The organism is uncultured Microbacterium sp. (genome assembly GCF_913776565.1).
Taxonomy (GTDB): Bacteria; Actinomycetota; Actinomycetes; order Actinomycetales; family Microbacteriaceae; genus Microbacterium.
Map to the genome: position 1 here is coordinate 1 of NZ_CAJYPF010000185.1, position 21820 is coordinate 21820.

The 21820-nt window shown below is 71.2% G+C and carries 17 protein-coding genes; 12 read left to right on the forward strand and 5 right to left on the reverse strand.

From position 1 onward, the window contains the following. The first annotated feature begins 4 nt into the window (after window positions 1-4). The 7 genes from QZ433_RS10250 to QZ433_RS10280 all read left to right on the forward strand — a co-directional run bounded on the left by QZ433_RS10250 (window position 5) and on the right by QZ433_RS10280 (window position 6417). The gene (locus QZ433_RS10250) at window positions 5-550 is read left to right on the forward strand and encodes a GNAT family N-acetyltransferase (protein WP_295782900.1); all 546 of its coding nucleotides are present in this window, start codon (window positions 5-7) and stop codon (window positions 548-550) included. Between the two features lie 48 nt (window positions 551-598). Next, window positions 599-1462 carry a DNA-formamidopyrimidine glycosylase family protein gene (locus tag QZ433_RS10255; RefSeq protein ID WP_295782865.1) on the forward strand — a complete coding sequence of 288 codons (864 nt, stop codon included), beginning with the start codon at window positions 599-601 and terminating at the stop codon, window positions 1460-1462. 421 nt (window positions 1463-1883) lie between these two features. Continuing rightward, window positions 1884-2942, forward strand: coding sequence for a bifunctional diaminohydroxyphosphoribosylaminopyrimidine deaminase/5-amino-6-(5-phosphoribosylamino)uracil reductase RibD (gene ribD, locus QZ433_RS10260; protein ID WP_295782867.1), 1059 nt, complete (start codon window positions 1884-1886; stop codon window positions 2940-2942). Next, the gene (locus QZ433_RS10265; RefSeq protein ID WP_295782870.1) at window positions 2942-3598 is read left to right on the forward strand and encodes a riboflavin synthase; all 657 of its coding nucleotides are present in this window, start codon (window positions 2942-2944) and stop codon (window positions 3596-3598) included. Before ribD ends, QZ433_RS10265 begins: the two co-directional genes overlap by 1 nt. Next, a complete protein-coding gene (ribA, locus tag QZ433_RS10270; protein WP_295782871.1) occupies window positions 3595-4863 on the forward strand; it encodes a GTP cyclohydrolase II in 1269 nt (422 codons plus the stop codon). Before QZ433_RS10265 ends, ribA begins: the two co-directional genes overlap by 4 nt. Further along, entirely contained in the window at window positions 4863-5336 is a 474-nt protein-coding gene (gene ribH / locus QZ433_RS10275; protein WP_295782874.1) for a 6,7-dimethyl-8-ribityllumazine synthase, read from the forward strand. The genes ribA and ribH overlap by 1 nt, the downstream gene beginning before the upstream one ends. 118 nt (window positions 5337-5454) lie before the next feature. Then, the gene (locus QZ433_RS10280; protein ID WP_295782876.1) at window positions 5455-6417 is read left to right on the forward strand and encodes a hypothetical protein; all 963 of its coding nucleotides are present in this window, start codon (window positions 5455-5457) and stop codon (window positions 6415-6417) included. Here QZ433_RS10280 and QZ433_RS10285 read toward each other — a convergent pair. Then, window positions 6403-9084 (reverse strand): MOP flippase family protein, encoded by a 2682-nt coding sequence (locus QZ433_RS10285; protein ID WP_295782878.1) that lies wholly within the window; start codon window positions 9082-9084, stop codon window positions 6403-6405. The genes QZ433_RS10280 and QZ433_RS10285 overlap by 15 nt on opposite strands. 105 nt (window positions 9085-9189) lie before the next feature. Between QZ433_RS10285 and QZ433_RS10290 the strand changes: the two genes are divergently transcribed. Next, window positions 9190-10038, forward strand: a complete 849-nt coding sequence (locus QZ433_RS10290) for a hypothetical protein (protein ID WP_295782880.1) — start codon at window positions 9190-9192, stop codon at window positions 10036-10038. On the opposite strand, the gene QZ433_RS10295 is transcribed toward QZ433_RS10290, so the two are convergent. Both QZ433_RS10295 and QZ433_RS10300 read right to left on the reverse strand, forming a co-directional pair. After that, entirely contained in the window at window positions 9990-11348 is a 1359-nt protein-coding gene (locus QZ433_RS10295; protein ID WP_295782883.1) for an O-antigen ligase family protein, read from the reverse strand. The genes QZ433_RS10290 and QZ433_RS10295 overlap by 49 nt on opposite strands. After that, complete coding sequence (locus QZ433_RS10300) at window positions 11345-12538, reverse strand: glycosyltransferase (RefSeq protein WP_295782885.1); 1194 nt, start codon at window positions 12536-12538, stop codon at window positions 11345-11347. Before QZ433_RS10300 ends, QZ433_RS10295 begins: the two co-directional genes overlap by 4 nt. A 226-nt stretch (window positions 12539-12764) precedes the next feature. On the opposite strand from QZ433_RS10300, the gene QZ433_RS10305 reads away from it, so the two are divergent. The 3 genes from QZ433_RS10305 (at window position 12765) to QZ433_RS10315 (ending at window position 16819) form a co-directional block, all read left to right on the forward strand. Then, window positions 12765-13118: a Fe-S protein gene (locus QZ433_RS10305; RefSeq protein ID WP_295782887.1), complete on the forward strand. Its 354-nt coding sequence runs from the start codon at window positions 12765-12767 to the stop codon at window positions 13116-13118. Window positions 13119-13346: 228 nt separating this feature from the next. After that, window positions 13347-14801 carry an MFS transporter gene (locus QZ433_RS10310; protein WP_295782888.1) on the forward strand — a complete coding sequence of 485 codons (1455 nt, stop codon included), beginning with the start codon at window positions 13347-13349 and terminating at the stop codon, window positions 14799-14801. Window positions 14802-14938: 137 nt separating this feature from the next. Then, on the forward strand, window positions 14939-16819 hold the full coding sequence (locus QZ433_RS10315) for an ABC transporter ATP-binding protein (RefSeq protein ID WP_295782891.1): 1881 nt from the start codon (window positions 14939-14941) through the stop codon (window positions 16817-16819). Between the two features lie 216 nt (window positions 16820-17035). Here the strand turns inward: QZ433_RS10315 and QZ433_RS10320 are convergent, their stop codons facing one another. Further along, the gene (locus tag QZ433_RS10320) at window positions 17036-18925 is read right to left on the reverse strand and encodes a phosphoenolpyruvate carboxykinase (GTP) (RefSeq protein ID WP_295782893.1); all 1890 of its coding nucleotides are present in this window, start codon (window positions 18923-18925) and stop codon (window positions 17036-17038) included. Between the two features lie 118 nt (window positions 18926-19043). Between QZ433_RS10320 and QZ433_RS10325 the strand changes: the two genes are divergently transcribed. Continuing rightward, on the forward strand, window positions 19044-20483 hold the full coding sequence (locus QZ433_RS10325) for a helix-turn-helix transcriptional regulator (protein ID WP_295782895.1): 1440 nt from the start codon (window positions 19044-19046) through the stop codon (window positions 20481-20483). Between the two features lie 360 nt (window positions 20484-20843). On the opposite strand, the gene QZ433_RS10330 is transcribed toward QZ433_RS10325, so the two are convergent. Then, window positions 20844-21820, reverse strand: a 977-nt coding sequence (locus tag QZ433_RS10330; protein ID WP_295782898.1) for an aldehyde dehydrogenase family protein, incomplete at its 5' end; no start/stop codon positions are given.

Here is a 21820-nt window from a genome sequence, read left to right on the forward strand (position 1 = left end):
GGTCCTGCACACCGCTCGCCTCGAGCTGTCGGCGCCGGGCGACGGCGACGTCGCCGCGATCCACGCCGAGTGCCAGGATGCCGCGATCCAGCGGTTCACGACGGTTCCCTCCCCCTACCTCCCGGCCGATGCCGAGACGTTCGTCGAGCTGACACGCCGATGGTGGGCCGACGGGTCGGAGGCGACCTGGGGGATCCGCCTCGACGGCCGCCTCGTCGGGATGGTGGGACTGGCGAACCTGCCGGGCGGCGGACCCGAGATCGGGTACTGGGTGTCGTCCCGCGTGCGTGGCCGGGGCGTCGCGACCGAGGCGGCGCGCGCCGTCGTCGACTGGGGCTTCGCGCCCGAGCGTCCTGCGGTCGAGCGGATCGAATGGCGGGCCGTGGTGGGCAACACCGGCTCGGCGCGGGTCGCGCGGTCACTGGGGTTCCGCTACGAGGGTCTGCTGCGAGGGGCGCACGTCAACGCGCTCGGCCGGTCCGACCTGTGGATCGGCGGACTGCTGCGCGGCGACGACCGCGTGCCGGTCTCGTGGCCGGTGCTCGGCTAGGGCGCAAGGCCCGCCCCCGATGTCGGAGGGGCGTGGCAGCATGGCCGCATGCCGGAGATGCCTGAGGTCGAGGGGCTCGTCGAGTTCCTGCGGGGTCGCGTCACGGGGCTGCGCGTCGACAAGGCCACCGTGTCGGCGATCAACGCACTCAAGACCTACGACCCACCGCTGACCGCGCTGGTCGGCGCGCACGTCACGGGCGTCGATCGCCACGGCAAGTTCCTCGACATCGCGACCGACGCTGGCGTGCATCTGGTCTTCCATCTCGCCAAGGCCGGGTGGCTGCGGTGGTACGACGCCCTGCCCACCACGATCGTCAAGCCGGGCAAGACACCGATCGCGCTGCGCGTCTGTTTCGACGACGGCTCGGGGTTCGATCTCACCGAGGCGGGGACGAAGAAGTCGCTGGCCGTGTACGCGGTGCACTCCCCCGCCGAGGTGCCGGGCATCGCACGTCTGGGGCCCGACCCGCTGAGCGCGGGTTTCGACCGGGTCGCCTTCGGGTCCCTCCTCGCGGACCGTCGCACGCAGATCAAAGGGGTGCTCCGCGACCAATCCATCATCGCCGGGGTCGGCAACGCCTACTCCGACGAGATCCTGCACGCGGCGAAGATGACGCCGTACGCGCTGGCCGCCACCCTGTCCGACGACGAGGTCGACCGTCTGTTCACGGCGATGACCACGACGCTGGCCGAAGCGGTCGACGAGGCGCGCGGAAAGCCACCGGCCGAGCTGAAGGATGCCAAGCGGCGGGGCATGCGCGTGCACGGGCGGCGGGGCGAGGCGTGCCCCGTGTGCGGCGACGAGGTACGCAGCGTGTTCTTCGCCGACAACTCCCTCGAGTACTGCCCCACCTGTCAGACGGGCGGCAAGCTGCTCGCGGACCGTCGACTGTCGCGTCTGCTGAAGTGAACTCCAGCGTGGCGGGGTCGAGGGATGCGACGCTCGTCTCTCCCTTCGGGCGCACGGTGGTGCGGCCCGCCGTCCGAGCGACGGATGACAGTGAACAGCACCCCGCGGCACGCAGTCCCTCCGGTTCCCGGCACGCGGTCCGGCTACCACAAAACGTCGCCAGAAGTCGGGGAATGAAACCGCAAACCGCGCGTTGACTACACTTCGAAGTGCAAACAACGTGCTCCGGGGTCGGTGAGAATCCGAACCGGCGGTGACAGTCCGCGAACCCCGCCGCGAAGCGGTGGGGCCGATCCGGTGGAATTCCGGAACCGACGGTGATGCGAGGGTCCGCCCGCGCTAGTCCGGATAGGAGGCAGCACGGACGGCGCGTCGCGCCCTCCCGCTGACCCTGCCCCGACTTCGCGGGAAGGACAGGGAAATGGCATCCGCCGTCGAGATCGACGCCATGCGGCGAGCACTTCAGCTCGCCCGGCGCGGCCCGCGCGGGCTCAACCCGCAGGTGGGTGCCGTCATCGTCTCGCCCGACGGCCGGATCCTGGCCGAGGGCTATCACCGCGGGGCGGGAACCGCGCACGCCGAGGTCGACGCCCTCTCGCAGCTCGCCCCGGGCGCCGCCCGCGGCGCGACCGCGATCGTGACGCTGGAGCCCTGCAACCACACCGGCCGCACGGGCCCGTGCGCCCTCGCCCTGATCGACGCCGGTGTCGCACGCGTGGTCTACGCCCTGGATGATCCCACCGACGCCGCGACCGGCGGGGCCGCTCGCCTGCGCGCCGCCGGGGTCGACGTCGAGTCCGGAACCGAGGCCACCGCCGCCGCCGAGCTGGTCCACGACTGGGTGCACCTGCAGCGCACCGGCCGCCCCCACGTGAGCGTCAAGTGGGCGCAGAGCCTCGACGGGCGCGCCGCGGCCGACGACGGGTCGAGCCAGTGGATCACGGGCCCCGCCGCGCGTCGCGACGTGCACGCCCGTCGTGCCGAGGCCGATGCGATCGTCGCCGGCACCGGCACGGTTCGCGCCGACGACCCCGCCCTCACGGCGCGCGCGGCCGACGGTTCGCTCCTCGACGCGCAGCCGCTGCCCGTCATCATCGGCGCGAGCGAGACGGGTGCGGATGCCGCCGTGCGCCGCCACCCGCGCGAGCCCCTGTTCTACGCGACGCACGACCTGCACGCCGTGCTCGCCGATCTGGCCGGCCGGGGCGTGCAGCGCGTCTTCGTCGAGGGCGGGCCGACCCTGGCGAGCGCGTTCGTGCGCGAGGACCTCGCCGACGAGGTGCTCGTCTACGTCGCGCCGGTCCTGCTCGGCGGCTCGCGCCTGGCGCTCGGCGACCTGGGCGTGCCGACCATCGCCGACGCGCGACGCCTCGACGTGGCATCCCTGCAGACCCTCGGCGACGACCTGCTGATCGTCGCCGTGCCCCACCCGACCGGCTCGGAAGCCGCCGGCACCCACGAGAACAGAGGAGAAGCCTGATGTTCACCGGAATCGTCGAAGAGATCGGCGCGGTCACCGCCGTCGAGCCGTCGGGAGACGGCGTGCGTCTGACGCTGCGCGCACCGCTGTCGGTGTCGGACGCCGGCCACGGCGACTCGATCTCGGTCAGCGGGGTGTGCTTGACCGTGGTCGACCAGGGCGAGGACTGGTTCACCGCCGATGTCATGAAGCAGACCCTCGACATGTCGACGCTCGCCGACGTCGCGCCGGGGCGCGCGGTCAACCTCGAGCGCGCCACCGCCGCGCACGGTCGCCTCGGCGGCCACATCGTGCAGGGCCACATCGACGGCACCGGCATCGTTCGCGAGGTGCGCCCGGGCGCGCAGTGGAGCGTCGTGCGCGTCGGCATCCCGTCCGCCCTCGCCCCGCTCGTGGTCGACAAGGGCTCGATCGCGATCGACGGCGTCTCGCTCACCGTCAGCGCCGTCAGCGCGGCCTCCGACCCCGAGCCGTGGCTCGAGGTCTCGCTGATCCCCGAAACGCTCGAGGCGACGACCCTCGGCCGCGCCGAGGCCGGCACGCCCGTGAACCTCGAGACCGACATCCTGGCGCGTCATGTCCAGCGCATGCTCGCCTTCCGCACGACAGAGAATCCCGCGGCCGCGGCCGCGCAGACCGAGAGGGGCTCCGCATGAGCCTGTCCACCATCCCCGAGGCCCTGGAGGCCCTGCGTCAGGGCCGGCCGATCCTGGTCGCCGACGATGAGAACCGCGAGAACGAGGGCGACGTCATCATCTCGGCGCAGCTCGCGACCCCCGAGTGGCTCGCGTGGACCGTGCGCTGGTCGAGCGGTTACGTCTGCGCGCCCATGCCGGCCGAGTGGGCGGATCGCCTCGATCTGCCCCCGATGGTCGAGGTCAACCAGGATGCCCGCGGCACCGCGTACACCGTGAGCGTCGACGCCGCGTCGGGCGTGACGACCGGCATCAGCGCCGCCGACCGCGCGCACACCCTGACCGTGCTGGCCGATCCCGCCTCGGTTCCGAACAGCCTCATCCGTCCCGGGCACGTGCTTCCGCTGCGCGCGGTCGACGGCGGCGTGCGCGAACGGGCCGGGCACACCGAGGCCGCGGTCGACCTCATGCGTCTCGCGGGGCTCGAGCCCGTCGGCGCGATCGCCGAGGTGGTGGCCGAGGACGGCAGCATGATGCGCCTGCCCGGGCTCTTCGAGCTCGGCGAGCGCGACGGCATCCCGGTCATCACGATCGAGCAGCTCATCGCTCACCTGAACGAGACCGATCCGCTGCCGGCGACCGCCGCGCCCAAGCGCCGCGTGAGCCTGCGCGCCGAGTCGAACGTACCCACCTCGCACGGCACCTTCCGCTTCCTGGCTTACAAGGACCGCGTCACCGGCACCGACCACCTGGCCGTGGTCTCGGGCGACCTGACCGAGCCGGCGCCGCTCGTGCGCGTGCACTCGGAGTGCCTGACCGGCGAGGCGTTCGGCTCACTGAAGTGCGAGTGCGGACCCCAGCTCGAGGCCGCCCTCGACACGATCGACCGCGACGGCGGCATCGTCATCTACATGCGCGGACACGAGGGACGCGGCATCGGCCTCATCAACAAACTGCGCGCGTACAACCTGCAGGAGCGCGGTATGGACACGGTGGATGCCAACCTCGCCCTGGGTCTGCCCGCCGACGCGCGCGACTACGCCGCGGCCGCCGGCATCCTCACCGACCTCGGTGTCGAACAGGTGCGTCTGCTCACCAACAACACCGACAAGGTGAACCAGCTGCGCGGCTTCGGCCTCGACGTCGTCGAGCAGGTACCGCTGCTCGTGGGCGTCGGTCCGAACAACCACCAGTACCTCGAGACGAAGCGCGACCGCATGGGCCACATCATCGCCGAGGACGACCTGCGCGACGCCCTCGCGCACATGAAGGAAGAGAGCGCCTGATGGCCGGCAGTGGAGCACCCGAGACCGGCGGCGTCGACGCCTCGGGCCTGAACGTCGTCGTCATCGCCGGCACCTGGCACGAGGTCATCACCGACGGCCTCATCGCCGGGGCGAAGCGCGTGCTCGACGCGACCGGCGCGACCTACCGCGTCGTTCGCGTACCGGGGTCGTTCGAGCTGCCCGTCGCGGCGAAGGCCGCTCTCGACGGCGGAGCGGATGCCGTGGTCGCGCTCGGCGTGATCATCCGGGGCGGGACGCCGCACTTCGAGTTCGTCTCGTCGGCAGCCACCGACGGTCTGACCCGCGTCGCGCTCGACACGGGCAAGCCCGTCGGGTTCGGCGTGCTGACCCTCGACGACGAGCAGCAGGGCCTGGACCGCGCGGGCCTCGAGGGTTCGAAGGAGGACAAGGGCGAGGAGGCCGCGGATGCCGCGATCCGCACCGCCCTCGTGCTGCGGGAGCTGCGCGGCTGACGCTGCGGGCCGTGGGCCCCCGACGACCCCCTTCACCCGCGGGCACGGATCGCTTCACCCGATTCGGCGGCGCCCGGGTGCGAAGCGGGGGTGGTGGCGACAGCACACACTCGGACGTATGCCCGCGGCTCCCCTGCCACCCGACCGTCATCGACCTCTGCTTCACGTGGTGCTGCGCACGACGCCGGGCGAGAACCGCAAGAACCGCCCGGCGTGGTACACGAAGGACCGCTGCATCGCCTCGGTGCTGATCGCGGTTCAGCGCGCCCGAGCCCAGGGGATCGACGTGCGGGTCACGGCGATCGTCGACATCTCATCGGGGCGCCGTATGCCGGCGGCGGTGACCGCGCTCCTCGACCACGTCGACGCAATCGTCGCCGTGCGCGGCGGGACGGCCGCACGGTCCTGGCGTCCCGCGCTCCGGGCCGTGCGGAGGCACCTCGCCCCCGCCGGAGACGATCTGATCTATCTGGTGGAGGACGATCACCTGCACCGACCGGACGCCCTGACCCACCTCGTCGACGGCGGCGACGACTACCGCCTGCTCTACGCCCTCGCCTCCGAGCACGGCGCCATCGTCGACCGCGGGGACGGGTGGGCGCACGTCCCCGGCGGCACGTCGACATTCGCGGTCCGCGGTGACGCGTTCCGCGCCGACGCGTGGCGCCACGTGCTCATGTCGTACGGCGGCGGCGCCTGGGACGAACTGTCGTGGCGGATCCTCGGCTCCCACGTCACTCCGCCGGGTCTCGGCTACGTGAGGGCCGCGTTGACCCGGACGGAGCGCTGGCCCCGCCCGTGGGGCCTGCGTCCCCTCCGCCACGCGGCCTTCCGTCTGCTGTGCCTGGCGCTCGCCCGGCGGGATCCCCGCTCCATCGGCCTGCGCACACCCATCCAGGCCACTCACTGCGAACACGACATGCTGGCGGATACCGCGGACTGGGCGGAACTGGCGTACGCGATGGACGATGCCGTCGCCGCCCTGCGCGAGGACACCGTCACCGGGCCTGTCCCGGTGCTCGGCACGTCACGCCGTGCCGCCCGATCGCTCGCGCAGGTCCTGTCGTCAGCCGCCCACTGAAGACCGCTCCCCCTCCGATCGTCGGGGGACGGTCGTCTGCAGCAGTCTCTCGGCGATCGCATCCCACCCGAATCGATCCCGGGCGACGGCGTGCGCCGCCCGGCGTCGCTGCCGGTACCGCGGATCGTCGGCCACCCGCTCGACCGCATCGGCGAGCTCCTCGGCGGTGGGGGCGGCGTCGAGGAGCTCGCCCCCGCCCTCGGGCCCGACGATCTCGGGAATGCCGCCCCGGCGTACCGAGACCACCGGCGTGCCCACGACCATCGCGTCCAGCAGGACCATGCCGAACGGTTCCTCCCAGCGGCAGGGGTAGAGGAAGACGTCCGCATCGGCCAGTTCCGACGTCATGACGTCGGGGGGCACGAAGCCGCGGATGCGCACCCGCGCGTGCGGTGCGGCCGCCTCGACCTCGGCGGCGACCGCCCGCAGACGGTGCGTATAGGGCGACTCCCCGACGGCCGCGCCCGGGGCCTTGCCCCCGTAGACGTCGAAGACGACGGGGCGGCGTCCCGCGAGGACGCGGACGGCTTCGGCAGCCTCGACCGCCCCCTTCTCGGGAACGAGACGCCCGGCGAACGCCACGCGCAACGGGTCGCCCACGGGATGCCACGAGGGTCGGGCATCGGGTACCGTCGCACCGTTCGGGATGACGACCGTCTCGGCGATCCCCAGACGCTGCCGCGCGAGACGAGCCAGATGCTCGCTGCAGAAGACCCACACGTCGACCGCCTCGCGGATCTGCGCGGCGGACACCCCGCGCCAGGAACCGGAGGTGGCTCGACGCACGCCGTCGACCGGGTCATTGTGCAGGTGCAGAACGATCCGGCCGCGGTAGCCCGCTCGGCGCAGTGCCACCGCGTAGGCCGGCTCGTTGTGCACGTGGGCCACCGCCGCGTCGCGCAGCAACGGGGCGATCCACCAGATCCACAGCCGGCCGGAGCGCGTGAGCACTCGCACGATCCCATCGGGATTGCGCCGCAGCAGCGTTCCGGCCGCGCGCGCGAGAGAGCGGACGATGGCATCCAGCGGGTCGAAGACGGCGAGACCCACGCGCGACACGGCGTGGCTGAACGGCGCTCCCCCGCGCGGGCAGAAGACGCCCACGGCGGCTCGATCGCCGACGCGCGCGTAAGCGTTGCGCACCCACGACGCGACGGCTCCGCCGGTGCCGTCGAAGCGCTCATCGGCGGGCAGGACGACGGCGATGTCGAGTCGCCGCGGGCGAGCGAGCCGTGCCCTCGTCTCGTGGACGAGCAGCGAGACCGTTCCGTCACGAGAGCAGAGAACGGCCACGACGAAGCTCAGCAGTCCCGCGAGGACCTGCGCCGGCAACCGGAGGGGGACCGGGGCCGTCTCGAGCGCCCAGCCGGTGAGCGCCACGGCGACGACGGGGGGAGCGGCGACGACGAGGGGAGCCACGGTGGCCGACAGGTACGCGCGCAGCGACGTGGGCACGACCCGGGTGAGGCACACGTAGCCGAGCACGTAGCTGACGAGCGCCATGACGACGAGCGACCACGCGGCGCCGTCGATCCCCCAGACGGATGTCATGACCAGGATGAGCGGGATGTTGACGACGGTGCGCGCGGCGTTCAGTGCGACGCCGAGGCGCAACCTGTCGGTCCCCGCCAGGAGGGAGCCGACGGGGTATCCCAGCGAGCGGATGGCACCGGCGAGGGCCAGGACGGCCAGGACACCGCCGAAGGACGCCCACCGTTCTCCGTAGACGAGCGTCATCACATCGTTCGCGATGAGGCTGAGACACGCGAGGACAGGGATGTTCAGGAGCCCGACGAGCGTGAGCAGACGCAGGTACGCGGTACGCACGCGATCCTTCTCGTCCTGGATGATGGCGAAGTAGGGGAAGAGCACCCGCGTCAGCACCGGGCTGATCCGCCCCGCCAGACTCACCCCGATGGTGAAGGCGAGGTTGAATCCGCCGAGGGCCACAGTGCTGACGAAGAAGCCCGTGGCGATGGTCGCGAGCGTGTTGCCGATGTAGTTGAGCACGCCGTCCGCGGACTGCCAGACGCCGTACCCGAAGAACCGGCGCGTCTCGGCGAGACGAAGGTGGAGTCGCAGAGGCGCGATCCGTCGCGCCGCCACGATGAAGACCGTCGTGCGCGCCCCCGCGGCCAGGACCAGCCCGATCGCCGCGCTCATCGCCCCCGCGCCGGCCACGGCGAGCGCGACCGACGTCGAGAACGAGGTGAGGGCGAAGACGGCGTCGGCGATGCCCAGGGGCCGGAAGTCCAGGCGCTTCTCCAGAGCCGCTCGCGAGGCCTGTCCCGCCGACGTCAGCACGAATGCCGCGGCGCACACCACGATCAGGGGTGCCGCTGCGGGCGCACCGAACAGGCTCGCGATCGGTCCGCACAGCGCGGCGACCGCGGCGAAGCCCAGGAGCGCCAACAGGACGTTGGCCGCGTGGACGCTCGCCCGCTCCCACGAGGTCACGCCGCGACGCTGGATGAGCGCGGCCGTCAGCCCCAGTCCCACGAAGATCTCGAGGAAGGACGAGAAGACCAGCACCGTGGACACCAGACCCATCTGCTCCGGCGCCAGCACCCGCGCCAGGACGAGCATCATGGCCAACTGTCCGACCGAGGTGACGGCGACGGAGACGGCGGACCACGTCGTCGCCGTCGCGGCACGAGACGTCCTCACACGACCTCCGACGAAGAACAGGGGCGAGCGGGCGCGCGCCTCACGATCCCGTCAGTCAAGCAGCGGCATCGGGCCGCCCTGCGCCATGCTGCTACGTTCCCACCCGTGCTCGTGCGAAAGATCACCACCGCCGTCGGCAAACGGGCGCGTATCGCCTCCTGGCGCTTCACGGCGCCGCGGCGACGGCGACCCGTCGTCGGCGACGCAGCGGTAGTCGTCAGCCTGACGTCGTACGGGCACCGCATCGACACCGTCTTCGCCACGATCGAGTCGATCGCGGCGGGATCGGTGCGACCCTCGCGACTGCTCCTGTGGCTCTCGGAGGGCGACCTGGCCCGCCCCCTCCCCGCCACCCTGACCTCGCTCGCACGTCGCGGGCTCGAGATCCGGGGATGCCCCGACCTGGGCGCCCACAAGAAGTACTACCCCTACGCCCACGCCCATCCCCACGCACAGGTCCCGCTCGTGACGGCGGACGACGACGTGCTGTACCCCTTCCGCTGGCTGGAGACCCTCCTGGAGCGTCATCGGGAGAACCCGTCGACCACGGTCGGCTACCGGGGCGAGATCATGGGCTTCCTGGCGGACGGCTCCGTAGCGCCCTACCGGACGTGGCGGATGGGGCACACGTCGGAACCCGACCGGCGCCTCGTCCTCAACGGAGTGGGAGGAGTGCTGTATCCGCCATCGGTCCTCGCCGAGGCCGTTCGGTACGGGACGGCCTTCCTGGACGAATGCCCCCGCGGCGATGACCTCTGGCTGCACCGCGCCACGCTGCGCAGCGGCTACGTCCCCCGCCAGGTGTTCGCAACCCCGACGCATCATCCGGCTGTCCCGGGCACCCAGCGATCCGCCCTGATGGCGACGAACATCCCCCGTGGCAACGACGAGCAGATCCGCCGTACCTACCGCGCGCGCGATCTCGATCTCGTCAGGGGCGCCCCCTCCGACTGACCGGTCTCGCGGGCCTCTCGGGTGGTCGCCACGGTCACGGCGAAGAGGGCGAACCAGGTCAACCAGCCGAGGGAGTCGACGGTGTCGATGCGCAAGGGCGTCTCGGCGATGCCGCTGCCGAGCAGGACCAGCACCACGAGGAACATCGTGCGTCGTCCTCGGCCACTCATCCGGAGCGCGCCCACCAGGGCCGTCGCGAAGATCGCGAGCAGAGCGGTCGTGGCCACGACCCCGGAGGTCGTCATCACGCTGAGCAGCTCGTTGTGCCCGTGATAGGTCGGCGAGCCGTGCTCGAAGACCGCGAACCGCCCCCCGATGCCGTAGTAGGACAGGCCGTTGCCGAAGAGCAGCGCGCTGTCGGAGGCCCAGGTGGCTCTCGAGATCATCCAGATCGACCCGCGCTGCGTGAACGCCTGAGGGTCGTTGGTCGTCAAGGGCAGCCACAGACTCGCGCAGACGAAGACGACCACGGCGACCGCGGCGACGACGCCGGAGAAGAGACGGTTGCGGACGACGAGGATCACCAACGCGACCGTCACGGCCATGGCGAGGCCGATGAGCGCGCTGCGACTGCCCGACAGGATCAGGAACCATCCGATGACCCCGAACGAGGCGAGGCGCACGACGACGCGTCGGAAGAGGAAGACGAACGGTGCGCACACCGCCAGAGCGAGCCCCAGGACGTTGCTCTGTCCGAACGGACCCGCCATCAGCTGGGTGCCGATCAGCGCCTTCTCCTGCAGGACGATGTCGGCCGCCGGCATCCAGGTCTTCCCCGAGGGCAGGAGCGCCAGCGAGACCGCCACGATGACGAGACCGGCGACGCCGATCAGTCGCAGGTCGCCGACACGCGGTTGCAGGACCCAGATGGTCAGCGCCAGCAGGAGGGCGATCCGCGAGCCCGATCGCACCTCCTGGCCCGAGGCGACCAGATTCGCGAATGACACGCTGGCGAACAGGGCGAACGTGGCGAGCAACGGCGCCGCCGGTCGGACGAGTTCCGACCGGGTCAGCAGGTTCCACCCGGCGATTGCCAGGCATCCGACGATGCACGCGATCATCCCCAGGTTCTGCACTTGCGAACCCAGGACGGTGTCGGCGATGCGACCGGTCGACATGCGATCGGCGGGGAGTCGACCCGCGATCACCAGGTTCACGAGCGATCCGCCCGTGCCCCACCACGCCCCGAGGACGAGAACCGTCGCCAGCTGAAGCCGCCGCCGTCGCGTCTCGACACGGTCGTCCGCGCGCGTCCGGGCTCGCGAGCGGGAGCGGGCCGCGTGCCGGGATGCGGTGAGGGATGTCGTCATGCGGGGGTCCACACCGAACGCACGAGGTCGAGAAGCGCGGCGCCGACGGCCTCGGGCCGGTGAGCGCTCACCGCCGCCGCTCCGGCGGCACCGCGACGGCTGCACTCCGCATCGTCGACGAGCAACCGCGTCAGCGCCGCGATCATGTCGTCGGCGTCGTCGGCGCACCACAGGGCCGCGCCGAGGGAGGACAACCCCCTCGCGCCCCAGGTCGTCGTGACCACGGGGATGCCACGGGCCAGCGGAGCGCCGACCTTCATGTTCACTCCGCTGCCCGAGAAGATCGGATTGACGAACACCCGCGCCTCGTCGTACACCCGGACCGGATCATCGACCTCGCCGAGGAAGCGCACGCCCGGCCGGGTCTGGAGGAAGCGTCGCAGATCGGCATCGGCGCGACGCCCGGCGACGATCAGTTCCCACGCGTCGTGCCGCCCGCGCATCGGCGCGAACACCGACGTCACGAACCACTTGAGCCCCTCCGCCGTATGCGCGGAGTCGAGCGCGCCGACGAAGCCGATCGTGCGCCGATCGAGAGGGCGTCGACGAGGCGGTACCGGGCTCGTCTCGAAGACGGGCGGCACGACGACGACCGGGACGCCGAGGGCGGCGTAGCCCGGCGCGTCATCGGCCGAGATCGGCGCGATGGCCCGCACTCCCCGCCACATCGAGGACCGGCGCAGCGCGGCGTCGATGCGCCGGCTCTCGGCGCCGAGGTACAGCCGCTTCCTCCCCGACGCGTGGCGGGCGAGTGATCGATAGTAAGCGGACTCGTCGTTGTGGCTTCGCAGGACGATCGGCGGGCTGCCCGATCGGCGCGCCAGCTCACGCGCGGCGGGCAGTGTCCATTCGTGGCTGGCCAGGATGGCGTCCGGCCGAGCGCCGCGCAGACGGCCCGCCACGGTACGGGCCGTCGAGTTCGGGAGCCGCCGCGACGAGATCTGAAAGGGAAGGAGCGGATGCCGAACCGTCGCCGCGCCGAACGACGCACGCGGGACGAAAGTGGCCGAAGCGACCAGCGCCGCCGTGAGCTCGCGATCGGCGGCATCGACGCTCTCGCGGTGGAAGGCGACGAGGTGGACGTCCGCTCCCGCCGCCGCGAGCGCCCGGAGCTCACCGCGCAGCTCGACGCGCCCACCGCTCGTGGTCGGGTGGACGGCGTCGTCCGCGATGAAGACGACGGTGACCACTCGTACCTCCCAGCTCGCGGGACGCGCGACGGACGACGGCGACGTGCGTCACTCGACCCTGGCTCCCGCTCCACCGTGACATCCGCCGAGCGGTCCCCACCCCGCTGACCCCGTATTTCGCCCGCGTACCCGCCGATTTCACCCACCGCCCACGGACGGCCCCGGGCTCATGAGGGTGAGGCGCACCTTGCTGGCGCGGGGTGGGCGGCATCCCTACCCTGACCGTATGGAGATCCTGCGCAGCGTCGTCATCCTCGTGCACCTCGTCGGCTTCGCCGTCCTCTTCGGAGCGTGGGTCGTCGAGGCGGTGGCTCGACGTCGGCGGGTGACGCCCCTGATGAACTACGCCCTGGTCATCTCGCTCGTCACCGGTCTCGCCCTGTCGGCGCCGTGGGGTCTCGACCACGATTTGAACTACGCCAAGATCGGCATCAAGCTCGTCGTGCTCCTCGTGATCGGCGCGCTGCTGGGGATCGGCTCGGCCCGACAGAAGCGCAACGGCTCCCTCTCCCCCGCGATCTTCTGGCCCATCGGCATCCTCGCGCTTCTCAACGCCGGTCTCGCCGTCATCTGGCACTGACGCGCTCCGACACCGTCCGTGGGCGTGTCATCGCCCGCGGACCGACGAACGCGCAGTCGTGGGCCGCGCTCAGCCGGCGCATAGACTGGGCGGTCTGAACGTCCCCCACTCGGGGACGTCGCCGGTGCTTCCGCCCGTGCGCTCCCTCACCACCACCCTCGTGACTGCAGTGCACCACCGCTGCGCCCCATCCCGGACGCGATTGCACACTCCTCTCGTCAGGCAGTCATGACCACCTCATCCCCCTCCACCCGCTCGACCTCCGCCGCGCCGGCGAACCCGCGCTCGCGCGTCATCACGGCGAGCCTCATCGGCACCACGATCGAGTTCTACGACTTCTACGCGTACGCCACCGCGGCCGTGCTGGTCTTTCCGATCCTCTTCTTCCCGACCGGCAACGAGACGACCTCGCTGCTGCTGTCGTTCAGCGTGTTCGGCGCCGCCATGGTCGCGCGCCCCCTGGGCGCCGTCGTCTTCGGCCACTTCGGCGACCGCTTCGGACGCAAGGCCACGCTGGTGGCATCCCTGCTCACCATGGGTGTGGCGACGTTCCTCATCGGATGCCTGCCGACGTTCAACGAGATCGGGGTGTGGGCCGCGGTCCTGCTGCTGATCATGCGTCTCGCGCAGGGCTTCGCGCTCGGCGGCGAATGGTCGGGCGCGGCGCTGGTTGCCACCGAGAACGCCCCCCAGGGCAAGCGCGCCCTGTTCGGCACGTTCCCGCAGCTGGGTGCGCCGATCGGCTTCATCATCGCCAACACGGTCTTCCTGGTGATCAATTTCGCCCTGCCGCACCCCGACGGCACCGCCCAGCGGTCGGCCGAATTCCTCTCGTGGGGCTGGCGCGTGCCGTTCCTGTTCTCGGCGATCATGGTGATCGTCGGCCTCTACGTGCGTCTGAAGCTCGTCGAGAGCGAGTCCTTCGCCAAGGCCGAGAAGAGCGGCGCGATCCGCAAGTTCCCGCTCGGCGAGGTCATCCGCCGCAACTGGCGGCAGCTGATCCTCGGCACGTTCATCATGCTGGCGACCTACGTGCTCTTCTACCTCATGACGAGCTTCACGCTGTCGTACGGCACCAAGCCCACGGTCGAGGGTGCCGCCGCCGCGGCCGAGAAGGCGGGCACCGCGTTCGACGCCGCCGCCTACGTCCCCGGCCTCGGATTCGGCTACACCGACTTCGTCATCATGCAGATCATCGGCGTGGTCTTCTTCGGCGTCTTCACGATGCTCTCTGGCCCCGTCGCCGACGCGATCGGCCGCAAGCGCCTGCTCATCGGCGTAACCGTCGGCATCATCGTCTTCGGCCTGCTGTTCTCGGTGTTCCTGCTGCCCGCGGCCGACCCGAAGTTCACCGGCGCGCTGGTCCAGGCATTCCTCGTGTTCGGCTTCCTGCTAATGGGGGCGACCTTCGGGCCGATGGGCGCCGTGCTGCCCGAGCTGTTCCCCACCAACACCCGCTACACCGGATCGGCGATTTCGTACAACGTGTCGTCGATCCTCGGTGCGGCGCTCGCGCCCATCGTCGCAGTCGCCCTGTGGGCCGCGGGCGACGGCAACCCGTGGCTGGTCGGCGTGTACCTGTCGGCGATGGGCGTGCTGACGCTGATCGCCCTGGTGCTCTCGCCCGAGACCAAGGACGTCGACTACGACGACAACATCGCCGCCGGGGCCACCGCACCGTAAGCGCAGCGCTTCTCGGAATCGGATGCCACGGGGCCTCGGCCTCGTGGCATCCGTCGTCCCCGCTCCTCGATGCGGCCGACGGTGTCGGCGGCGGGAGGTACGGTCGAAGTACCCCGATCACCTTCCCGAGGATGAGCATGTCCGTTCCCGCTCCCGCGCGCGGTCGGCGCGGTCGCCGCGCGCCCGAAGGCCCTCGCGCATCGTTCCGTCAGCTGCTGCCGTTCCTTCTCGAGCACAAGCGCACGCTGGTCGTCGTCGCCGTGCTCAGCGTGCTCGGCGCGGGCGCCACCCTGGCCCAGCCCCTCGTCGTCGGGCAGGTCATCGCCCGCGTGCAGGACGACGTGCCGCTGGGCGCACTGGTGTGGCTGCTGGTCGGCTTCGTCGTGCTCTCGTCGCTCATCTCGGGGTGGCAGCACTATCTGCTGCAGCGCACCGGAACCGCCGTGGTGTTCTCGAGCCGACGCCGGCTCATCGCGCGCATCCTGCGTCTGCCGATCGGCGAGTTCGACGCCCGCCGCACCGGCGACCTCGTCTCGCGCGTCGGGACAGACACGACATTGCTGTACGCGGTGCTCACCCAGGGATTCGCGGATGCCGTGGGCAACGCCCTCATCCTCGTCGGCGCTGTCATCGCGATGGCCTTCATCGACCCCCTGCTGCTCGCGCTCATCGTCGTGGTCGTGGGCGCCTCCCTCGCGGTGGTCGTCCTGCTGAGCACGCGGATCCGGGCGGCCTCCGCCGACCAGCAGCAGAAGGTCGGCGAGCTGTCGTCGGGCGTCGAGCGGGCGGTCGGATCCATCCGCACGATCCGCGCCGCGGGCGCCACCGAGCGCGAGATCGCCGCCGTCACCGAGAACGCCACGGCCGCCTACGCCGCGGGCGTGCGCATCGCGCGGGTGTCGGCGTTCATCGTGCCGATCGCCTTCGTCGCTCTGCAGGTCTCGCTGCTCGTCGTCCTCGGCGTGGGCGGGTACCGCGTGGCATCCGGGGCCATCGACGTCGCCTCGCTCGTGACGTTCGTCATCTTCCTGTTTCTTCTCGTACAGCCCCTCGCCTCGGCGATCGGGGCGATCACCTCGGTCAACCAAGCCCTCGGCGCACTCGGTCGCATCCAGGAGGTGCTCGATCTTCCGCTCGAGGCGGACGGCGACCGGCCCGGCTCGACCCCGTCGGTTCCGGATGCCGCGGCCCTGGCGTTCCGCGAGGTGCACTTCCGCTACCCCGACCACGTCGTCAAGGCGCGCGAGGCGGCCGCGGCCGAGGCTCGCTCGGTGCTCGCGCAGGTGCACCTCGAACCCGCGGCGGACGACGACGCCGCCGCGGTTGTCGACGATGACCGCGAGGTGCTGCGCGGGGTGTCTTTCGAGGTCCCGCGCGGCGCGCGCGTGGCGCTCGTCGGGCCGTCCGGGGCCGGCAAGAGCACGATCCTCTCGCTCGTCGAGCGCTTCTACGACCCCACCGAGGGCGCGATCCTGGTCGACGGCGTCGACGCACGGGACCTCGCCCGCGACGACCTGCGGGCGCGCTTCGGCTACGTCGAGCAGGACGCCCCGACGCTCGCCGGAACCATCGCCGAGAACCTGCGACTGGCGACCCCCGACGCCACCGACGCGGACTGCGAACGCGTGCTGCGGGCGGTCAACCTGGGCGACGTCCTGGCCCGCAACCCCCTCGGCGTCGACGCCCCCGTCGGCGAGGACGGTGTGATGCTCTCGGGCGGCGAACGCCAGCGCCTCGCGATCGCCCGCGCGCTGCTGGCCGCTCCCCCCGTCCTGCTGCTCGATGAGTCGACGTCCTCGCTCGACGGCGTCAACGAGCAGCGCATGCGCGAGGCGATCGACGCGGTCGCCGCGGGACGGACGCTGCTGGTCATCGCTCACCGGCTGTCGACGGTCGTGGACAGCGACCTCATCGTCGTCCTCGACAGGGGGCGGGTCGTCGGGCAGGGCACGCACAGCGAGCTCGTGGCATCCACGCCCCTGTATCGCGACCTCGCCGCGCACCAGCTGCTGGTCTGAGCGGGCCGGCCGCGCGAGCGCTCGCGGCGGCGGGCGAGCGCGCGGCGGAGCGCGAGCGCGGCCGCCGGCGGGCCGTGAGACCGCGTCTCGCTGACAAGTCGGTTGCAGAATGTCACCGACTTGTCAGCCGGATGCTGTCTCGCGGGGGGCGGCGGCGGGAGGGGCGTCGAGTCACGGCCCGCCCCACCCGCGATACGGCGGGCGGGGCGGGAACGGTCAGTCGCGCGTGAGGCGGTACCGCAGCGACGCGAGCTCGGCACGCAGGGCGGCCGGAAGGTGGGTGCCGAAGGTGTCGTAGAACTCCTCCGTGAGGTCGGCCTCGGCGAGCCACGAGTCGCGGTCGATCGCGAAGAGCTCCTCGAGGTCGGCGGCGGGCAGGTCGAGGCCCGACAGGTCGAGGTCCTCGGTGCGCGGCAGGCGTCCGATCGGGCTGTCCACGGCATCCACCTGTCCGTCGACGCGGCGGATGATCCAGTCGATCACGCGGGCGTTGTCGCCGAAACCGGGCCACAGGAAGCGGCCGTCGTCGCCCTTGCGGAACCAATTGACCTGGAAGATGCGGGGCGCGCGGTCGAAGCGCAGCTTCTGACCCACCTCGAGCCAGTGGCCGAAGTAGTCGCCCATGTTGTAGCCGCAGAACGGCAGCATCGCGAACGGGTCGCGACGCAGCTCGCCGACCGTGCCCTCCTGCGCCGCGGTCTTCTCGCTCGACACGGTCGAGCCGAGGAAGACGCCGTGCGACCAGTCGGTGGCCTCGAGCACGAGCGGGACATTCGTGGCGCGGCGACCGCCGAACAGGATGACGTCGAGCGGCACGCCCTCGGGGGCCTCCCAGTCCTCCGCGATCTGCGGGCACTGGGCGGCTCCGACGGTGAAGCGCGAGTTCGGGTGGGCGGCGGGGCGGCCCGACGCCGGCGTCCAGTCGTTGCCCTCCCAGTCGATGAGGTGCGGCGGCGCCTCGTCGGTCAGGCCCTCCCACCACACGTCGCCGTCGGGGCGCAGGGCGACGTTCGTGAAGATCGTGTTGCCCCACAGCGTCTCGATCGCGGTGACGTTGGTCGACTCACCGGTTCCGGGGGCGACGCCGAAGAAGCCGGCCTCGGGGTTGATCGCCCACAGGCGTCCGTCTTCGCCGGGGCGGATCCAGGTGATGTCGTCGCCGAGCGTCTCGACGCGCCAGCCGGGGATCGTCGGGCGGAGCATCGCCAGGTTGGTCTTGCCGCAGGCCGAGGGGAACGCCGCGGCGACGTGGTAGGCCGTGCCCTTCGGGTCGATCACGCGGATGAGCAGCATGTGCTCGGCGAGCCAGCCCTCGTCGCGGCCGATGACCGAGGCGATGCGCAGGGCGAAGCACTTCTTCGCCAGAATCGCGTTGCCGCCGTAGCCCGAGCCGAACGACCACACCTCGAGGGTGTCGGAGAAGTGCACGATGTACTTCTCGTCGTTGCACGGCCAGGCGACGTCGTCCTGACCGGGAGCGAGGGGCGCGCCGACCGAGTGCACGGTCTTGACCCACGGCGCACCGTTCGCGATCTGCTGCGTGACGGCGGTGCCGACGCGGGTCATCACGCCGATGGATGCCACGGCGTAGGCGCTGTCGGTGATCTGAACCCCGATGTGGCTGAGCGGTCCGCCCACGGCACCCATCGAGAACGGGACGACGTACATCGTGCGGCCGCGCATCGATCCCGCGAAAACGCCGTCCAGCGTCTCGCGGATCTCGGCAGGAGCGATCCAGTTGTTCGTGGGTCCGGCATCCTCTTCGCGCTCCGAGGCGATGTAGGTGCGCGACTCGAGGCGGGCGACGTCGCCGGGGTGCGAGCGGGCGAGGTAGGAACCGGGACGCCACTCGGGGTTGAGCTTGATGAGCTTGCCCTCGGCGACCATCTCGCGCAGCAGCGCGTCGTTCTCGGCGGCGGAGCCGTCGACCCAGTGGATGCGGTCGGGCTGCGTGAGAGCGGCCACCCGATCGACCCAGGCGGTGAGGGCGGCGAGCCCCGGGCCCTCGACGGCCGGCTTCACGCCGTGACCGGGGCGGACGGGGGCGGCGGGAGCCGCGGCGGTGCGGCCGGTGGTGCGGGACGTGAAGATGTCGGCGAGTGCCATGTCGTTCTCCTCGATGGGGAGTCAATTCGGTGGTCTTCCCCCATGTTGCGGGCATCAGACCGTCTCTTTCGAGAAATAATGGCTGCAAGAACTGCGAATCTTTCGATATGGTCAAGGAATGGCGTCGTCCTTCGAACTCTCCACTCTGGGCCACCGCATCCGGCATCACCGCCTCGCCCGCGGCTACACCCTCGACGAGCTCGGCGCGCTGGTCGGCGTCGCAGGCAGCCAGCTGAGCCTCATCGAGAACGGCAAACGCGAACCGAAGCTGTCGCTCCTGCAGGAGATCGCCCGCGCGACCGAGACCGAGGTCGCCGAACTGCTCTCGCAGGAACCGCCCAACCGCCGCGCCGCCCTCGAGATCGAGCTCGAGAAGGCGCAGACCAGCCCCTTCTTCCGCCAGCTCGGCATCCCCCCGGTCAAGGTCAGCAAGGGGACGAGCGATGACACCATCGAAGCCGTCCTGGGGTTGCACCGCGAACTGCAGCGCCGCGAGCGCGCGACGATCGCCAGCCCCGAAGAGGCGCGCCGCGCCAACACCGAACTGCGCCTGCGCATGCGCGAGATCGACAACCACCTGCCCGACATCGAGCGACTGGCCGAGAAGCAGCTGAAGGCCGCGGGGCACTCCACCGGGGCGCTCACCCACCGAACGGTGAGCATCATGGCCGAGCAGCTCGGATTCGAGCTCATCTACGTCAGCGACCTCCCCCACTCGGCGCGCTCGGTCACCGACCTCGAGAACGGGCGCATCTACCTCCCCCCGGCATCCATCCCGGGAGGCCACGGCCTGCGGTCGATGGCCCTGCAGGCCATGGCGCACCGCCTGCTCGGCCACCGCCCGCCCACCGACTACGCCGACTTCCTGCAGCAGCGCCTCGAGATCAACTACTACGCGGCGTGCTGCCTGATGCCCGAGACGAGCGCGATGTCGTTCCTCGCGCAGGCGAAGAAGGACAAGAACCTCGCCGTCGAGGACTTCCGCGACGCGTTCGGCGTCACGCACGAAGCGGCCGCGATGCGCATGACCAATCTCATGACGACGCATCTCGGCATCCGTCTTCATTTCCTGCGGGTCGACGGCGACGGGGCGATCTCGCGCGTCTACGAGAACGACGGGCTGCCGCTGCCGACCGACGTCACCGGCAGTGTCGAGGGGCAGATCGTGTGCAAGAAGTTCTCGGCGCGTTCCGCCTTCTCTGAGCACAACCGCACGACCGAGCACTACCAGTACACCGACACCCCGGCGGGGACGTTCTGGTGCTCGACGCAGACCGGGACGACGAGCGACGGCGACTTCTCGATCACCGTCGGGGTGCCCTTCGACGACGCGCGATGGTTCCGCGGGCGCGAGACCCCCAAGCGCGGCGTCTCGCACTGTCCCGACGAGTCCTGCTGCCGCCGCCCCGACACCGAGGCCGCCGAGCGCTGGCAGGGCAAGGCCTGGCCGAGCGCGCGCGTGCACCGGCACATGTTCTCCCCGCTCCCCCGCGGGATGTTCCCGGGCGTCGACGACGCGGAGGTCTTCTCGTTCCTCGATCGTCACGCGGACGGCTGAGGCGCGGCCCGGGGCGTTGCGCGTTCGTCCTCCCTCGACACGACGCAGGAGTTTTCCCCGACAAGGGCGCCCCCGGGGCCCGATGGACCCACGGTTTCCTGCGTTGTGTCGCGGAACGGGGCCGTAGGGACGGCGCGGCCGCGGAGGGGCCGAGCACCCCCGGCCCGCGACCTTCGCCCGCGTAGGCAGACACAACGCAGGAGTTCCGATCGCTGAGGTCCGCACGGTGCCGGATCGGCCGCCGGAGGGCAGAATCTCCTGCGTTGTGTCGAATCGACGCCGGACGGAACGGCGGATGCCACGACCCCGGGCCCTCGCGGGGCGCCGGGGTCGTGGCATCCGGTGTCTTCTGCGGCCCGATCAGGCGTACGGGTTGGCCGTCAGCGTGTACTTCGTCTGCAGGTACTCGTGGATGCCCTCGTCGCCGCCCTCGCGGCCCAGGCCCGACTGCTTCCAGCCGCCGAAGGGGGCGGCGGCGTTGGAGACCACGCCGACATTCAGGCCCATCATCCCGGTCTCGAGCTTGTCGATCATGCGCTGACCGCGCGCGAGCGACTCGGTGAAGACGTACGACACGAGGCCGTACTCGGTGTCGTTGGCGAGGCGCACGGCGTCGTCCTCGTCGTCGAAGGGGATGATCGCCAGCACGGGTCCGAAGATCTCCTCGCGGAGGATGTCGCTGCCCGGCTGCACGTCCGACACCACGGTGGGCTCGAAGAACGTTCCGGGACCGTCGATGGGCGATCCGCCGGTCGTGACGGTCGCGCCGCGCTCGACGGCATCCCCGACGAGGGTCTTTGCCTTGTCGACGGCGCGGTCGTCGATGAGGGGTCCGATCTGCACGCCCTCCTCGGTGCCGCGGCCGATCTTCATGCCCTGGACCCGCTCGGTGACCCGGCGCGTGAACTCCTCGACCACGCCGCGCTGCACGATGAACCGGTTGGCCGCGGTGCACGCCTGACCGATGTTGCGGAACTTCGCGAGCATCGCGCCCTCGACGGCCTTGTCCAGGTCGGCGTCCTCGAAGACGACGAAGGGGGCGTTTCCGCCCAGCTCCATCGAGGTGCGCAGCACGCCGGGGGCGGCCTGCTGCAGCAGCTTCACACCGACCGGGGTGGAGCCGGTGAACGAGAGCTTGCGCAGGCGCGGGTCGGAGATGATGCGCTCGGACACGGGGCCGGTGTTCGTGGTGGTGACGACGTTGACGACACCGGCGGGGAGCCCGGCATCCTGCAGGATCTGGGCGAAGAACAGCGTCGTCAGCGGCGTGAGCGTGGCCGGCTTGATCACGACCGTGCAGCCGGCGGCGAGCGCGGGGGCGATCTTGCGGGTCGCCA

What these genes read in the sequence shown, in the direction of transcription:
- QZ433_RS10255 (WP_295782865.1), top strand. Translation starts at nt 599, where the DNA reads ATGCCGGAGATGCCTGAGGTCGAGGGGCTCGTCGAGTTCCTGCGGGGT.
- ribD (WP_295782867.1), top strand. Translation starts at nt 1,884, where the DNA reads ATGGCATCCGCCGTCGAGATCGACGCCATGCGGCGAGCACTTCAGCTC.
- QZ433_RS10265 (WP_295782870.1), top strand. Translation starts at nt 2,942, where the DNA reads ATGTTCACCGGAATCGTCGAAGAGATCGGCGCGGTCACCGCCGTCGAG.
- ribA (WP_295782871.1), top strand. Translation starts at nt 3,595, where the DNA reads ATGAGCCTGTCCACCATCCCCGAGGCCCTGGAGGCCCTGCGTCAGGGC.
- ribH (WP_295782874.1), top strand. Translation starts at nt 4,863, where the DNA reads ATGGCCGGCAGTGGAGCACCCGAGACCGGCGGCGTCGACGCCTCGGGC.
- QZ433_RS10280 (WP_295782876.1), top strand. Translation starts at nt 5,455, where the DNA reads ATGCCCGCGGCTCCCCTGCCACCCGACCGTCATCGACCTCTGCTTCAC.
- QZ433_RS10295 (WP_295782883.1), bottom strand. Translation starts at nt 11,348, where the DNA reads ATGACGACATCCCTCACCGCATCCCGGCACGCGGCCCGCTCCCGCTCG.
- QZ433_RS10305 (WP_295782887.1), top strand. Translation starts at nt 12,765, where the DNA reads ATGGAGATCCTGCGCAGCGTCGTCATCCTCGTGCACCTCGTCGGCTTC.
- QZ433_RS10310 (WP_295782888.1), top strand. Translation starts at nt 13,347, where the DNA reads ATGACCACCTCATCCCCCTCCACCCGCTCGACCTCCGCCGCGCCGGCG.
- QZ433_RS10315 (WP_295782891.1), top strand. Translation starts at nt 14,939, where the DNA reads ATGTCCGTTCCCGCTCCCGCGCGCGGTCGGCGCGGTCGCCGCGCGCCC.
- QZ433_RS10320 (WP_295782893.1), bottom strand. Translation starts at nt 18,925, where the DNA reads ATGGCACTCGCCGACATCTTCACGTCCCGCACCACCGGCCGCACCGCC.
- QZ433_RS10325 (WP_295782895.1), top strand. Translation starts at nt 19,044, where the DNA reads ATGGCGTCGTCCTTCGAACTCTCCACTCTGGGCCACCGCATCCGGCAT.